11 protein-coding genes are annotated in these 13,526 nt (G+C 67.6%); all 11 read left to right on the top strand.

Features of this window, described 5'->3' with window-relative positions; all coding sequences use genetic code 11:
- Nucleotides 1-30 precede the first annotated feature (30 nt).
- From CRO39_RS13695 to asnB, 11 genes are read left to right on the top strand one after another with little or no spacing between them, the layout of a single operon-like run.
- Nucleotides 31-654: an XrtA/PEP-CTERM system exopolysaccharide export protein gene (locus tag CRO39_RS13695; protein ID WP_238394551.1), complete on the top strand. Its 624-nt coding sequence runs from the start codon at nucleotides 31-33 to the stop codon at nucleotides 652-654.
- Nucleotides 651-2,222, top strand: coding sequence for an XrtA system polysaccharide chain length determinant (locus tag CRO39_RS13700; RefSeq protein WP_097122507.1), 1,572 nt, complete (start codon nucleotides 651-653; stop codon nucleotides 2,220-2,222). Before CRO39_RS13695 ends, CRO39_RS13700 begins: the two co-directional genes overlap by 4 nt.
- The gene (locus tag CRO39_RS20960; RefSeq protein WP_162125707.1) at nucleotides 2,219-2,959 is read left to right on the top strand and encodes a P-loop NTPase family protein; all 741 of its coding nucleotides are present in this window, start codon (nucleotides 2,219-2,221) and stop codon (nucleotides 2,957-2,959) included. The genes CRO39_RS13700 and CRO39_RS20960 overlap by 4 nt, the downstream gene beginning before the upstream one ends.
- Nucleotides 2,960-2,975: 16 nt before the next feature.
- Nucleotides 2,976-4,307 (top strand): outer membrane beta-barrel protein, encoded by a 1,332-nt coding sequence (locus CRO39_RS13705; protein ID WP_162125706.1) that lies wholly within the window; start codon nucleotides 2,976-2,978, stop codon nucleotides 4,305-4,307.
- A gap of 12 nt (nucleotides 4,308-4,319) precedes the next feature.
- Nucleotides 4,320-5,126, top strand: coding sequence for a polysaccharide deacetylase family protein (locus CRO39_RS13710; RefSeq protein WP_097122509.1), 807 nt, complete (start codon nucleotides 4,320-4,322; stop codon nucleotides 5,124-5,126).
- Nucleotides 5,123-6,274: a glycosyltransferase family 2 protein gene (locus tag CRO39_RS13715; protein WP_162125705.1), complete on the top strand. Its 1,152-nt coding sequence runs from the start codon at nucleotides 5,123-5,125 to the stop codon at nucleotides 6,272-6,274. Before CRO39_RS13710 ends, CRO39_RS13715 begins: the two co-directional genes overlap by 4 nt.
- Nucleotides 6,271-7,518, top strand: coding sequence for a glycosyltransferase family 4 protein (locus tag CRO39_RS13720; RefSeq protein ID WP_097122511.1), 1,248 nt, complete (start codon nucleotides 6,271-6,273; stop codon nucleotides 7,516-7,518). The genes CRO39_RS13715 and CRO39_RS13720 overlap by 4 nt, the downstream gene beginning before the upstream one ends.
- Nucleotides 7,508-8,683, top strand: coding sequence for a glycosyltransferase (locus CRO39_RS13725; protein WP_162125704.1), 1,176 nt, complete (start codon nucleotides 7,508-7,510; stop codon nucleotides 8,681-8,683). Before CRO39_RS13720 ends, CRO39_RS13725 begins: the two co-directional genes overlap by 11 nt.
- Nucleotides 8,680-10,470, top strand: coding sequence for an asparagine synthetase B family protein (locus CRO39_RS13730; RefSeq protein WP_097122513.1), 1,791 nt, complete (start codon nucleotides 8,680-8,682; stop codon nucleotides 10,468-10,470). Before CRO39_RS13725 ends, CRO39_RS13730 begins: the two co-directional genes overlap by 4 nt.
- Nucleotides 10,457-11,641, top strand: a complete 1,185-nt coding sequence (locus CRO39_RS13735) for a glycosyltransferase family 4 protein (RefSeq protein WP_097122514.1) — start codon at nucleotides 10,457-10,459, stop codon at nucleotides 11,639-11,641. The genes CRO39_RS13730 and CRO39_RS13735 overlap by 14 nt, the downstream gene beginning before the upstream one ends.
- 3 nt (nucleotides 11,642-11,644) lie before the next feature.
- The gene (gene asnB / locus CRO39_RS13740; RefSeq protein ID WP_097122515.1) at nucleotides 11,645-13,525 is read left to right on the top strand and encodes an asparagine synthase (glutamine-hydrolyzing); all 1,881 of its coding nucleotides are present in this window, start codon (nucleotides 11,645-11,647) and stop codon (nucleotides 13,523-13,525) included.
- Nucleotide 13,526 lies beyond the last annotated feature (1 nt).

Below are 13,526 nucleotides of genomic sequence, written 5' to 3' on the forward strand. Positions count from 1 at the left end.
TGAAGTTAGTCCATCTACAGGGGAAATCCGATGAAGCGCCTTTTTGCAGTTGTTGCCGCCGTAGCTGTTGCGGCGCTCATGGCAGGTTGCGCCACCGGTGCGGCCAGCAGCAAGACGGCGCCACCGGAGCGCATGGCGATGGCGGTGGAGGCCTACCAGATCGGCGTCGATGACATCGTTCAGGTTTCGGTCTGGCGCAACCCGGAACTCGGCATCACCGTGCCGGTCCGTCCGGACGGCATGATCTCGGTGCCGCTGATCGGCGACGTGGCCGCAGGCGGCCGCATTCCGGCCGATGTGGCCAAGGACATCCAGGAAAAGCTGGCCGTCTATGTGCGCGATCCGCAGGTGGCGGTAATCCTGACCGAACTGCGCAGCCATGAGTATCTTTCCCGCGTGCGCGTCACCGGCGCGGTACGCCAGCCGGTATCCATCCCCTACAGGCCCGGCATGACCGTACTCGATGCCGTCCTGGCCGCAGGCGGAGTGACCGAATTCGCCGCGCCGGACCGTTCCAGCCTGTACCGCAAGACGCCTGACCAGACCCAGAGCTTCAGCGTCCGCCTGGATCGAATCCTCAATCGCGGCGATCTTTCCACCAATTTCACCGTCGCTCCCGGCGACGTGATCACCGTTCCGGAACGCGTCCTATGAACGCTGCTTCCGCTGCCTGGGCAGCTCCGGAAGACAACCGTTCCGCGCTGACCATCCTGCCGGTACTGGGCAACGAATTCCGCCGTCGCGCAGTGATGCTGATGGGCATCTTCGCCCTGCTGTCGCTGATTGCGCTGGTTGTCGGCATGCTGCTGCCGAAAAAGTACACCTCATCCACCACCATCCTGGTGGAGGAACGCAACATCATCGCGCCGCTGATGGAAGGCCGCGCGGTCGCCACCAGCGTTGTCGACCGCGCCAGCATCCTGCGCGAGGTGGCCTTCAGCCGGCGGGTGATGGACGAAATCCTCAAGACCGGCGGCTGGATGGAAGGCAACCCCACGCCGGTCGAGCAGGACAAGTTGATCGAAAAGATCATCGGCCGCACCAGCATCTCCAATCCGCGCGCCAACCTGATCCAGATTTCCTACAGCGATTCGGATGCCGACCGCGCCTTCCGCGTGACCAAGCGTTTCGGCGATCTGGTCATCCAGGAAAGCCTGTCCACCAAGGAGCGCGAGAGCAGCGAGGCCTATGCCTTCATCGATTCGCAGGTCAACCAGTACCACGAGAAACTGACCAAGGCCGAACAGGAACTGGAGCAGTTCCGCAGCACCAATCCCGATGCGCGGCCGGGAATCGAGACAGACGTCAACGCGCGCATCGGCGAACTTCGGCGCATCATCGAAACCGGGCGGATGGACCTGATCGACATGCGCTCGCAGGAATCGGCGCTGCATTCGCAGCTTTCCGGCGAAAGCGAGGTCACCATGGTGCAGACCCGCGCCGGCCAGTTCCGCGCGCGCCTGGCCGAGCTGCATTCGCAACGCGACCAGCTGCTGTTGACCTACACCGACCAGCATCCTGACGTGGTGCGCGTGCAGCACCAGATCCGCGACCTGGAGGAAGATCTCCGCCGCGAGGAAAGCCAGCCGCGCAGAAGCGTCTCGCCGACCGCGCTGGACGGGTCGGCCGCCGCGTTCAACCCGCTGTATGGCGAGCTCAGGAGCAAGCAGGCCGAAGCCAGCCGCCGCAGCGCCTCCACGTCGGCGCGTATCACCACCGCCGAGGCGATGCTGGCCGACGAGCTGGCGCGCAGCCGCCGCATCGCCGCATCGGAAAGCACGCTGGCCGAACTGACCCGCGACTACGAGGTCAACCGCGATCTGTACCAGGACCTGCTGAAGCGCCGCGAGAACGCCCGCGTTTCGATGAACCTCGATGCCGAGCAGCGCGGCCTGAGTTTCCGCATCCAGGAACCGGCGGCGCTGGCGCTGCGTCCCAGCGGCCTGCGGGTGATGCATGTGGCCGGCGCCGGCCTGGTGCTGGCGCTGCTAGTCCCGCTGGCGCTGCTGGTGGCGATCGTCAAGCTGGATCCGCGCGTGCGCTCGCCGCTGCAGATCGAGCGCGACGCCGGCCTGCCGGTGCTGGGCACCATGCCCGCCTATCTGACCGGCCGCAAACGGCGCCAGTCCTTGCGCCGCTATTCGCTGGCCGCCACCCTGTTCCTCGCCGTGCCGCTCATCTACGGGCTGACCTTCACCCTGAAGCTGATGGATATGCTATGACCAACGCAATCGCCCCCCGCAAGGACGAACCTGGCGACGACTCGCGCGTGGCGGGCCGGTCCATTGCCCCGCGCATGCCGGTCACGGCGCTGAGCCCGGTACAACTGGAGGACCGCGCCACCATCTACCGCAGCGAGACCGCGCGCCGCGAAGTCGATGCATTCCGCGAACTGCGCACGCAGTTGCTGTCATTGGCCGACGGCAACTTCGTCACCCTGGTGGCGCCGGTCAGCCGCGGCAGCGGCGGCAGCTTCGTCGCCCGCAACCTGGCGGTGGCGGTGGCCTTCGACGAGAGCAAGAGCGCGCTGCTGGTGGATTGCGATCTTCGCCATCCCTCGCAGGCCGCCACGATGAAGGTGTCCCTCAGCAACGGCGGCCTGATCGACTACCTGGAAGATCCCGAAGGCAACGCCGAGGACGTGCTGTACGACACCGGCGTACCGCGCCTGCGGCTGCTGCCGGCGGGAAAATCGCGCGAAACGGGCGCCGAGTATTTTTCATCCTTCCGCATGCGCCTGCTGCTGGATTCGCTGCGCAGCCGCTATCCCAGCTGCCATCTGTTCCTGGACGCGCCGCCGGTACGCGGCGCGCCGGATGCGCGCATCCTGGCCGACCTGGCCGATGTGGTCGTGCTGGTGGCCGGCTACGGACGCGACACGCCTGCGGCCATCGCCCAGGCCGCGGCCGGTTTCGACCCCAAGAAGTTCGCCGGGGTCGTATTCAACGAAGGTGTATGACAAGGGGGGAAGCAGGATGGCTACCGATACACGTAAATACGCGCCGCAGAGGTTTCCGCGCAGCGCGCTCTGCATTGCGCTGCTGACCGCCATGCCGTATGCCGCAAATGCCGCCCGGCTCGATTACGAACTGGGCGCGGCAGTGATGCACAGCGACAACATCGTGCTGAGGGAGAACGACGAGATCAGCGAGACGGTGTTTTCGCCGCGGCTGCGCTTCGATTTCGAACACAGCAGTTCGACCCTGCAAAGCACGTTCCGCGGCGACGTGCAGTACCTGGACTACCTGGACGACGTTTACAAGGACGATACCCGCGGCGAGTTCGTCGGCGCTCTGGACTGGACCATCTCGCCGGATCGGGTCAGCTTCATGGCGCGCGACTCGCTGAGCCGCCAGTCGGTCAGCACGCTGGCCGCGTTCACTCCCGGCAACCAGCAGCAGATCAACGTCTTCGAAGCCGGCCCCAGCTTCTTCGCCCGCTTCGGCCAGGCCACCCTGGGCCAGCTCGATCTGCGTTATACCAACAGCTACGCGGAAGAAACCGAAACCTTCAACAGCGACCGCTACAACGTTGCCGCCCGCCTGCGTCGCGAGACCAGCAGCACCGCCCAGGTCTCGCTGAATCTGGAAGCCACCCAGACCGAGTACGACACCATCAGCGAGCTGTACGACTACAAGCGCTACGACGCCTATGTGAACTACACCAGCCAGTTGGCGTCGCTGGATCTGAGCGTGGACGCCGGCTATTCGAGATTGCAGCCCAGGGGCGGCGACGACACCTCCGGCGCGCTGTTCCGCGGCCGCGCGGACTGGCGGGTCAGCCCGCGCAGCACGTTCAACGCAAATCTCAGCTACCAGTTCGCCGACGCGGCGCAGGATCTGATCCTGCGGGTGGGCGCGCCAGGCGACCCCGGCAGCCCGATCATCGGCGACCCGGACAACCCCAATCTGCAGATCGTGCCGGACACGTTCAAGCAGAAGCGGGCCAATCTGGGCTACCAGTTCACCGGCGTGCGGCTGAACCTGCAGGTGCAGCCGTACTACGAGCAACTGCGCTACCTTCGCGACGACGCTTTCGATCAGGACAACTACGGCGGTCTGTTCAGCGCCCGCTACGAGATACGTCCGCAGCTGTTCGCGACCGCGCTGGCTGCGCGGCAGCATCGCCAGTTCAAGGGCATCGATCGCGAGGACAAGGACACCACGCTGGCGCTGGGCCTGGCGTCGCGGATGAGCCGGCACTGGGGCGCGCAGCTGGACTACCAGTACCGCAAGCGCGACAGCTCGGTAGGTGGCCAGAACTACGTCGAGAACGTGGTGGTGCTGTCGTTCACCTATTTCCGCTGACCGCCGCCGGCCATGCCTTCTCCGCCCCCCCAGCCCACCCGCTCCGGCCCCGCCGTCGCGCTGATGTACCACGCCATCGGCGAGGGTGCCGCGCCGGAGGGCCAGGATCCGCATTACACGCTGGATTGCAGCGCCTTCCAGCGCCAGCTCAATTTCGTCGATGCCGGCAGTGGCGGCGGCAGTGCGCGCGACTGGCTTGCCGGCAGCCATGGCGCGCGAGTGCTGCTCACCTTCGACGACGGCCATATCAGCAACTACCAGTACGCGTTTCCGGCATTGGCGACCCGCGGCATGGGCGCGGACTTCTTCGTCAATCCGGCCAACGTGGGCCGGCCCGGCTTTGCCAGCTGGCGGCAGTTGCGGGAAATGTCCGATGCCGGCATGTCCATCCAGTCGCATGGCTACGATCACCTATACCTGACCAGCCTGGGCACGGACGCGCTGCGTGCCAGCCTGCGCGCGGCACGCGAGGAAATCTCCCAGCAGATCGGCAAGCCGGTGACGCTGCTGGCGCCCCCGGGCGGGCGCATGCCGCGCAATCTTTGCGCGTTGGCGCGCGAATGCGGCTATACGCACGTGCTGTCCTCGCGGCCGGGATTGATTGCCGCCGGCGCAACCGGCATGGTCCTGCCGCGGATGGCGGTGACCGCGGCCACCGGCGACGCCGAGCTGCAGAGCTGGATTGCCGGCGATTCCACCACGGTCGTGCGCGAGCGGCTGCGCTATGCCGGACTTGCGCTGGCCAAACGGCTGCTGGGCGATGCGCGTTACGAACGCGCCCGCGCCCGCGCGCTGGCGGCGCTTCGAGGAACGTCGTGAACACCGCATTCTGGCTGGCACTGGGCATGGTCGCCTTCACCTACCTGGGGTATCCCGCCGCCATGGCATTGCTGGCCCGGCTGCGTCCGCGCCCGCTGCGGACGTCCGCGCATCTGCCGTCCATCGACGTGCTGCTGGTGGTGCACAACGGCGCGCAGCAGCTGCCCGCCAAGCTGGACAACCTGCTGGCGCTGGACTATCCGCCCGACCGGTTGCGGATCAACGTGGTCTGCGACGGCTGCAACGACGGCACCGATGCCATCGCGCGCCAGTACCCATCCGACCGCATCCGCGTATTGGCCTTCGCCGAACGGCGCGGCAAGTCCGCCTGCATCGGCAGCGCGCTGCCTTCGCTGAGCGCCGATCTGGTGCTGTTCAACGACGTGCGCCAACGCATCGACACCGGCGCGGCCAAGGCGCTGGCCGCTGCGTTGTCCGACCCGCGGGTGGGCGCGGCCAGCGGCGAACTGATGCTGGAAGCCGACAACGGCTACGGCCGCGGCGTGGATGCCTACTGGCGCTACGAAAAGATGATCCGGCGGCTGGAAAGCGCCAGCGGTTCGCTGGTAGGCGCCACCGGCGCCTTGTACGCCGCGCGGCGCGATGCGATTGCGCCCGTGCCCGCCGGCGTGGTGCTGGACGACATGTGGATTCCGCTGGGCATCGCCGCGGCCGGCTACCGGGTGGTGTTCGTACCGCAGGCGCTGGCATACGATCGCGCCACCGCCGATGCCGCTGCCGAAGAGCGCCGCAAGCGCCGCACCCTGGCCGGCAACTACCAGTTGCTGCACCGCTGGCCGCAGCTGGCCATTCCCGGCGCCCATCCGCTGGCCCTGCGCCTGTGGGGACACAAGTGGCTGCGCCTGCTGGCGCCGTGGCTGCTGCTGCTGATGCTGCTGGCCAGCCTGTGGCTGGCGCTGCGCGGCAGCGCTTTTTACCAGTCGGTGCTGGCACTGCAACTGCTGGCCTACGCTGCGGCCGTTGTCGGCCTTCGCTGGCCGGCCGCCGCCACCCGGCTGCTGCCGGTGCGCCTTGCCGGCGCTTTCCTCAGCCTCAATACCAGCGCGATGTTGGCCCTGATGGACTATCTGAAGAATCCTCACGCCCACCTGTGGCAGACCACCCGGCTGGAGGACGTCCGGCGATGAATTCTTCCTCGCCAAACGATTCGCCCCGGCTGCAACGCGCGGTCTACGTGGTATCGCTGTTTCCGTGCTGGTCGGAAACCTTCATCGTGCGCGAGATCGATGCGCTGATCGAGAACGGAGTGGATGTGCGCATCATCTCGCTGAAGCCGCCGTCGGAAACGCTGGTGCAGAACGATGCGGCCGCGCTGATGGAGCGGGTACGGCATCCGCGCTCGTTGGCGCATGCGTTGGGCGGCGCGGCCCAGGCGCTGCTGCTGCGGCCCAGCGCTGTGATCGGAAGCTTCTTCTCCATCCTGGCCGACAGCTGGCGCCGGCCCACGACCATGGTCAAGTCGCTGGCGGCCTGGCTGCGCGGCCTGGAACACGTCGGCTGGCTGCGCCGGTTCGATCCGCAGATCATCCATGCCCACTGGGCCACCTACCCGTCCACGGCGGCATGGGCGCTGGGCCGGGTGCTGCAGCGCCCCTTCAGTTTCACCTGCCATGCGCACGACATCTTCATCGAGCGCCAGCTGATTGCGCGCAAGATCGAAGACGCGGCGCTGGCGGTGACGATTTCCCGCTTCAATGTCGGCTGGCTGAGCGAGCGCGAAACGCCGCTGGCGCAGAGCAAGCTGAAGATCGTGCATTGCGGCGTGGACATGGGCAAGACCGCATGGACCCCGGACGGCCGCGACGGCCGCTGCATTCTTGCGGTCGGGCGGCTGGATCCGATCAAGGGCTTCGCCACGCTGGTGGAAGCGCTGGCGCTGTTGAAGCAGCGCGGCGTTGAATTCCAGTGCCGCTTGCTGGGTTCCGGGCCACTGGCGGCGGAACTGCGGCAACTGGCGCAGCTGCGCGGCGTCGCCGAGCGCATCGAGTTCGCCGGCGCCCAGCCGCAGGACGTGGTGCGCCGCTGGATGAGCGAGGCGGGCTTGTTCGTGATGCCCTCCGAAGTGGCCGAGGACGGCAACCGCGACGGCATTCCGGTGGCGCTGATGGAGGCCATGGCCAGCGGCTGCCCGGTGGTCAGCACGCGCGTTTCCGGCATCCCCGAGCTGATAGGCGATGGCTGCGATGGCCTGCTGGTGGACCCCCGCCAACCGGAAGCGCTGGCCGATGCGATGCAGCGGCTGCTGCAGGACGATGATCTGCGCCGGCGCGTGAGCGCCGGTGCGCGCGCCAGGATCGAGAGCGAATTCGATGCGCGCAAGGAAAGCCGCAGACTGCAGGGCTATATGGAGGCTGTTGCCGATGTCCGTTAAAAAGCTCCTGGTGGTGACCGACGAGATGGAAGTGGGCGGCAGCCAGCGCCAGATCGCCTACCTGCTGGGCGGGCTGGACCGTTCGCGCTGGAAGCCGGAACTGCTGTTCTTCCGCAACGAATCGTTCCTGGTCAAGGATCTGCGCGCACAGGGAATCACCGTGCATCACCTGCCCAAGAACGGACGTCTGGACCTGCGCTTCGTCTGGCGCTACGCGGCGCTGCTGCGGCGGCAGCGCTACGACCTGGTGCACGCGTTTTCGCTGACGGCCGAACTGTGGACCCTCATCGCCGGCCTGCTGGTGCGCCGTCCCACGCCGCTGGTGTCGTCGGTGCGCGGGCTGTATCTGAACGAACCGGAATGGTTCTGGCGCATCAAGCGTTTCATCATCGGCCGCAGCGCGGCGGTGATCGCCAATGCGCGTGCCGGCGCGGCCGCGGCGGCGCGGCGCGCCGGCGTGGCACTGGCGCGTTTCGATGTGGTGCCCAACGGCATTCTTCCCATCCCGCCGCTGCCGCCGGGCGAGCGCGACATCCTGCGCCAGGCCGTGGGCGCGCCGGCCGGGCGCAGTTTCGGACTGTTCGTCGGGCGCCTGGTCATGCACAAGAACCTGGCCTGCCTGATGCGCGCGATGGCCGCCTTGCCGCCCGCGCAGCGGCCGTGGATTGCGCTGGCCGGCAACGGTCCGTTGCGCGGGGAAATCGAAGCGATGCGGGAAGCGGCCGGTCTTGCCGACGATGTGCGTTTTCTCGGCGAACGTACCGATGCCACCAATCTGATGAAAGCCGCCGATTTCCTGGTACTGCCCTCTTCCTACGAAGGCATGTCCAACGTGCTGATGGAAGCCATGACGGTCGGCTGCCCGGTGGTGGCCTCCGACGTCGGCGGCAATCCCGAACTGGTCGAAGACGGCGTCACCGGCCTGCTGTTCCGCAACGACGACGATGGCGCGCTGGCGGCGCAGTTGCAGCGCATCGCCGGCGATGCGGCGCTGCGGGCACGGTTTTCCGCCGAAGCGGCGCAGCGCACCCGCACCCGCTACTCGGTGGCCAATCTGGTCGCTTCCACCATGGCCGTCTACGACCGCTGCCTGACGGCGACGTCGTCGCGCCGCACAATGGCCGCATCGGCCATCGTGCCTACTCACTCGGGCAAAGACGCATGACCCTGGCAGCCGCCGTCCGTAGCGATTTCATCCTGGCCGGTGGGCCGCAGGCCGCGCAATGGCTGGCGCGGCGGCAGGATTTCCGCCTGCACGGCGATCACGGCGGGCGGCTGCATCTGGCCGTGCGCGGCATGCCCCAGCAGGGCGCAACCGCCTCCGGCGGCCGCTGGCTGGCGCTGGCCGATCTGATCGAAGGCCGGTTGGAAGACGCGGCCGGCGATGCGGACGGATTTCCGCAGAAGCGCTGGCGCGGCCGCTTCGCCTACGCCGACTGGCGCGACGACAGCGACGCGATACGGGTATTCACCGACCACTTCGGCTCGCTGCCGCTGTACTGGTACCAGCGCGATGGCCACTACGCGGTGGCTTCGGATCTGCGCCTGCTGCTGGATGCCCCGGGCGTGCGCCGGGAACCGGATCCGACCGCGGTCTACCACTATCTCAACTTCACCTGCATCCCCGCCCCGCTGACCATCTGCCGCGACATCCAGCGGGTGGAGCCCGGCACCCGGCTCACCCTGGGCGCCGCCGGCAATCGCTGCGAGCGCTACTACCTGCCCGAGTACCCGGCCGATCTGCATGGCAGCGACGCGCAACTGGCCGGCGAGTTGCGCGAGCGCATCATCGCCACGGTGCAGGATTTCCGTCCGCATGCGGACGAAGGCTGGGGCTGCTTTCTCAGCGGCGGCACCGACAGCAGCAGCATCGTCAGCATCCTGGCCCGCCAGGGCGGCGCGCAGGTGCAGAGCTGTTCGATCGGTTTCCCCGAGGCCGGCTACGACGAACTCGATTTCGCCCGCCTGGCCGGCGAAGCCTGCGGCGCCCGCCCGCACCTGGCGCAGGTCGACCACCATCGCGCGCTGGGGCTGCTGGATTCGGTGATCGAAGCCTACGACCAGCCGTTCGGCAATGCCTCGGCGGTGCCTACCCTGGCCTGCGCGGAGCTTGGCCACAGCCACCGCTTCTCGTTGATGCTTGGCGGCGATGGCGGCGACGAGATCTTCGGCGGCAACCAGCGTTATGCCAAGGACAAGGTGATGGAAACCTTCTACGGGCTTCCTTCGCCGCTGAAGGCGGCCGCGCGCGCGCTCGGCAATGCGGTGGGCGGCGGCAACAACCACCTGCTCAACCGGGTACGCAATTTCACCCGTCGTGCATCGCTACCCAATCCGGACCGCTTCTACACCGACGACTCGTTCGCCTCGGACTACTACGACGAACTGCTGACGCCCGAACTGCGCCGCCAGGTCGGCCGCGACGCGTCGCTGGAGTTCATGCGCGGGCTGTACGCCACCGGTTCGGCAGCCGAGCCGCTGCACCGGATCATGCGCCTGGATCTGCTGATGGCCATCGCCCAGAACGATCTGGTCAAGGTCCATCGCGCCTGCAAGCAGCACGGGGTCTCGGCGCGCTTTCCGTACCTGGACCCGGCCCTGGTCGAATACTGCGGACGGCTGGCGGCCAACTACAAGGTGCGCGGGCTGAACAAGCGCTTCCTGTTCAAGCAGGCGATGGCCGACATCCTGCCGCAGGAAATCCTGCGCAAGCGCAAGCAGGGTTTCGGGCTGCCGATCGCCATCTGGATGAAGGATGACGCCGCGCTGCAGGCGCGCGTCCGCGATGTCCTGCTGGATGAGCGCACCCGCCAGCGCGGCTGGGTCAATCCGGAATTCATCGAACAGCTGGTGGAACTGCACATGGCCGGCGGCTGGGATCACTCCAATGCGATCTGGCAGCTGCTGGTGCTGGAACTGTGGATGAGGAGCCATATGGATGCCCCCCGTTGAGCCGCGACCGATGCGCATCCTGATGGTGCTGGAAGCCGCCTATCCTGCGCTGCGCGGCGGCGGCGCCGAGGCGCAGGTGCGCACGCTGGCGCGCGCGCTGCGCGCGCGCGGCCAGCGCGTGACGATAGTGGCGCCGCGGCTGAATCATGGCCTGCAGCAGAAGATATCGCGGGTGGACGGAGTGCCGGTATGTCGGTTGATCTATCCGCGCATCCGCTTGCTGGCCGGGCCGCTGATGTGGCTGGCGATGATGCGTTTCCTGTATGCGCGCCGGCACCGCTACGATGCCTGGCATGTGCATATCGCCCACCAGCTGGCCGCCATCTGCGCGCTGTTCGGACGCTGGCTGGACAAGCCGGTGCTGATCAAGGTGTCCGGCTGGTGGGAGCTGGAAAAAGGCACCCTGGCCGCCAACGCCGGCCCGGTCAACCGCCTGGCGTACTGGTGCCTGCGCCATGCCGGACGCTGGCAGGCCATCAGCCAGCGCATCGCCGCCACGCTGGCCGCGCGCGGCATTCCTGCTTCGCGCATCGCCGCCGTTCCCAATGCGGTCGACACGGCGCGCTTTGCCGGTATCCATCGCGCCGATGATGCCCTGACCCGGTTCGTCTTCATCGGGCGCCTGGAGGCGGAAAAAGGCCTGCCGGCATTGCTGGATGCCTTCGCCGCCATCGCTCCCATGCACCCCGGCGCCAGTCTGCTGCTGGTCGGCAGCGGCTCGCTGGAAAAAGCCTTGAAAGCCACTGCGGCGCGGCTGGACATCGGCGACCGGGTGAGCTTTGCCGGACATTGCGACGACATCGAAACGCAACTGGCCGCCGGCAATATCGGCGTGCTGTGTTCGCGCATCGAAGGCCTGTCCAACACCTTGCTGGAATCGATGGCCTCCGGCCTGCCGATGGTCGCCAGCCGCATCAGCGGCAATGAGGACTTCGTGCGCGATGGCGAGAACGGCTGGCTGTACGATGCCGACGACAGCGCCGGCCTGGCGCGCGCGCTCAGCGCCGCCGCCGCGCTTACCCCGCAGCAGCGCCGCGCGATGGGCGACCGCGCCCGCGCCACCGTCCTGCGCATGGCCGGACTGGAACAGGTGCTGACCAGCCTGCTGCAGCTGTATCAACGCGAGGAGCGGACAGTTCCGCATGCGCAAGTTTCCAAGCGGAGCGCCTGAACCATGTGCGGAATAGCCGGACTCGTAGTCGCTCCCGGGCAGGCAGCTCCTTCTGCCGAGCTCGGCCGCCGCATGAATGCGGTGATCCATCACCGCGGCCCGGACGACGAAGGCCTGCACAGCGACGATCGCGCGTTGCTGGGCATGCGCCGGCTGTCGATCATCGACGTCGAAGGCGGCCATCAGCCGCTGTACGGCGCCGAGCGCCAGGTCTGCCTGGTCTTCAACGGCGAGATCTACAACTTCCGCGAACTGCGCCAGGGCCTGGAAAAGGACGGCCATGTCTTCGCCACCCACAGCGATACCGAAGTCATCCTGCAGGCCTATCTGCGCGACGGCGTGGAGGCCTTCGCCAAGCTCGACGGCATGTTCGGCATCGCCATCTGGGACCGGCGCACGCAGGAACTGATCCTGGCGCGCGATCGCTTCGGCGAAAAACCGCTGTACTACGCCGTCGATGCGCAGCGCCTGTTGTTCGGTTCCGAACTCAAGTCGCTGCTGCAATCGGCCGACTGTCCGCGCGCGGTCGACTCCGATGCGTTGCGCGCCTATCTGGCCTATGGCTATGTGCCGGCGCCGGGCAGCATCTTCCAGGGCGTGCGCAAGTTGCCGCCGGCGCATTATCTGCGCTACCGCGACGGCCAGGTCAGCCTGCACCGCTACTGGCGGCCGTCGCTGGCGCACAAGACTGCGCTGAGCGAAGCCGAGGCTGGCGAGCGTCTGGAGGAACTGCTGGACCGCGCGGTCGCCAGCCGGCTGGTGTCGGACGTGCCGTTCGGCGCGTTCCTCAGCGGCGGCCTGGATTCGAGCACGGTGGTCGCGCTGATGGCCCGCCATCTGGCGCAACCGGTCAAGACCTTCACCATCGGCTTCAAGGAGGCGGCCTACAGCGAGCTGGACGATGCGCGCCGGGTCGCCAGCCATCTTGGCACCGAGCACCATGAACTGGTGGTCGAACCCGATGCGGTATCGCTGCTGGAAAAACTGGTCTGGCATTTCGACGAACCGTTCGCCGATTCCTCCGCGGTGCCGACCTTTCTGGTGTCGGAACTGGCCGGCAAGCATGTGAAGATGGTGCTGACCGGCGATGGCGGCGACGAGCTGTTCGGCGGCTACGACCGCTACCTGCGGCTGATGAAACTGGAGCGCCTGGGCAGTCTGCGCAAGCCCGTCGCCGGCCTGCTCACGGCCGCCGGCGCGATGCTGCCCAATCCCTACGGCGAGCGCCTGGCGCGGGTGGGCGAACGCCTGCGGCTGCCGTTCCAGGAGCGCTATCTCAGCGGCGTGGCGGTGATGCGCGCCGACATCGCCCAGCGCCTGCGCGCGCAGGCCGGCGGCAGCGCTCACTTCGATCTGCCCGCCCTGCATGAAGCCGGCAGCGACCTGGGCGCGGGCGATTCGGCGCTGGATCGCGCGGTAGCCATCGATCTGCAGAGCTATCTGCCCGACGACATCCTGGTCAAGCTGGACCGGATGGCGATGGCGGCATCGCTGGAAGGGCGTTCGCCGTTCCTGCAGCCGGATTTGGCCGAGTTCGCGCTCAGCCTGCCGGAGAGCTATCGCGTCCGCGGCGGCCGCGGCAAGCACCTGCTGCGCGAAGTCGCCGCCAAATGGCTGCCGCCGCGCGCCATCAGCAAACCCAAGCAGGGTTTCGCAATACCGCTGGCGCAATGGCTGCGCGGCCCGCTGCGCGATCTGGCCGCCGACACGTTCGCCAGCCGGCCATTCCGCGAGCGCGGGCTGATCGACGCGCAGGCGGCGACGACGCTGCTGGACGAACATGTGTCCGGCCGCGTCGACCGCAGCGAAGCGCTGTGGCAGACGCTGTGCCTGGAGCTGTGGGCGCAGCGCTTCCTCAATGCGACGGCGCCGCGGGAGCGCTGAC

It is taken from the genome of Pseudoxanthomonas wuyuanensis (genome assembly GCF_900215535.1).
GTDB classification, from domain to species: Bacteria; Pseudomonadota; Gammaproteobacteria; order Xanthomonadales; family Xanthomonadaceae; genus Pseudoxanthomonas_A; species Pseudoxanthomonas_A wuyuanensis.

Coding starts and splice junctions, on each gene's coding strand:
- CRO39_RS13695 (WP_238394551.1), top strand. CDS start 31: ATGAAGCGCCTTTTTGCAGTTGTTGCCGCCGTAGCTGTTGCGGCGCTC.
- CRO39_RS13700 (WP_097122507.1), top strand. CDS start 651: ATGAACGCTGCTTCCGCTGCCTGGGCAGCTCCGGAAGACAACCGTTCC.
- CRO39_RS20960 (WP_162125707.1), top strand. CDS start 2,219: ATGACCAACGCAATCGCCCCCCGCAAGGACGAACCTGGCGACGACTCG.
- CRO39_RS13705 (WP_162125706.1), top strand. CDS start 2,976: ATGGCTACCGATACACGTAAATACGCGCCGCAGAGGTTTCCGCGCAGC.
- CRO39_RS13710 (WP_097122509.1), top strand. CDS start 4,320: ATGCCTTCTCCGCCCCCCCAGCCCACCCGCTCCGGCCCCGCCGTCGCG.
- CRO39_RS13720 (WP_097122511.1), top strand. CDS start 6,271: ATGAATTCTTCCTCGCCAAACGATTCGCCCCGGCTGCAACGCGCGGTC.
- CRO39_RS13725 (WP_162125704.1), top strand. CDS start 7,508: ATGTCCGTTAAAAAGCTCCTGGTGGTGACCGACGAGATGGAAGTGGGC.
- CRO39_RS13730 (WP_097122513.1), top strand. CDS start 8,680: ATGACCCTGGCAGCCGCCGTCCGTAGCGATTTCATCCTGGCCGGTGGG.
- CRO39_RS13735 (WP_097122514.1), top strand. CDS start 10,457: ATGCCCCCCGTTGAGCCGCGACCGATGCGCATCCTGATGGTGCTGGAA.
- asnB (WP_097122515.1), top strand. CDS start 11,645: ATGTGCGGAATAGCCGGACTCGTAGTCGCTCCCGGGCAGGCAGCTCCT.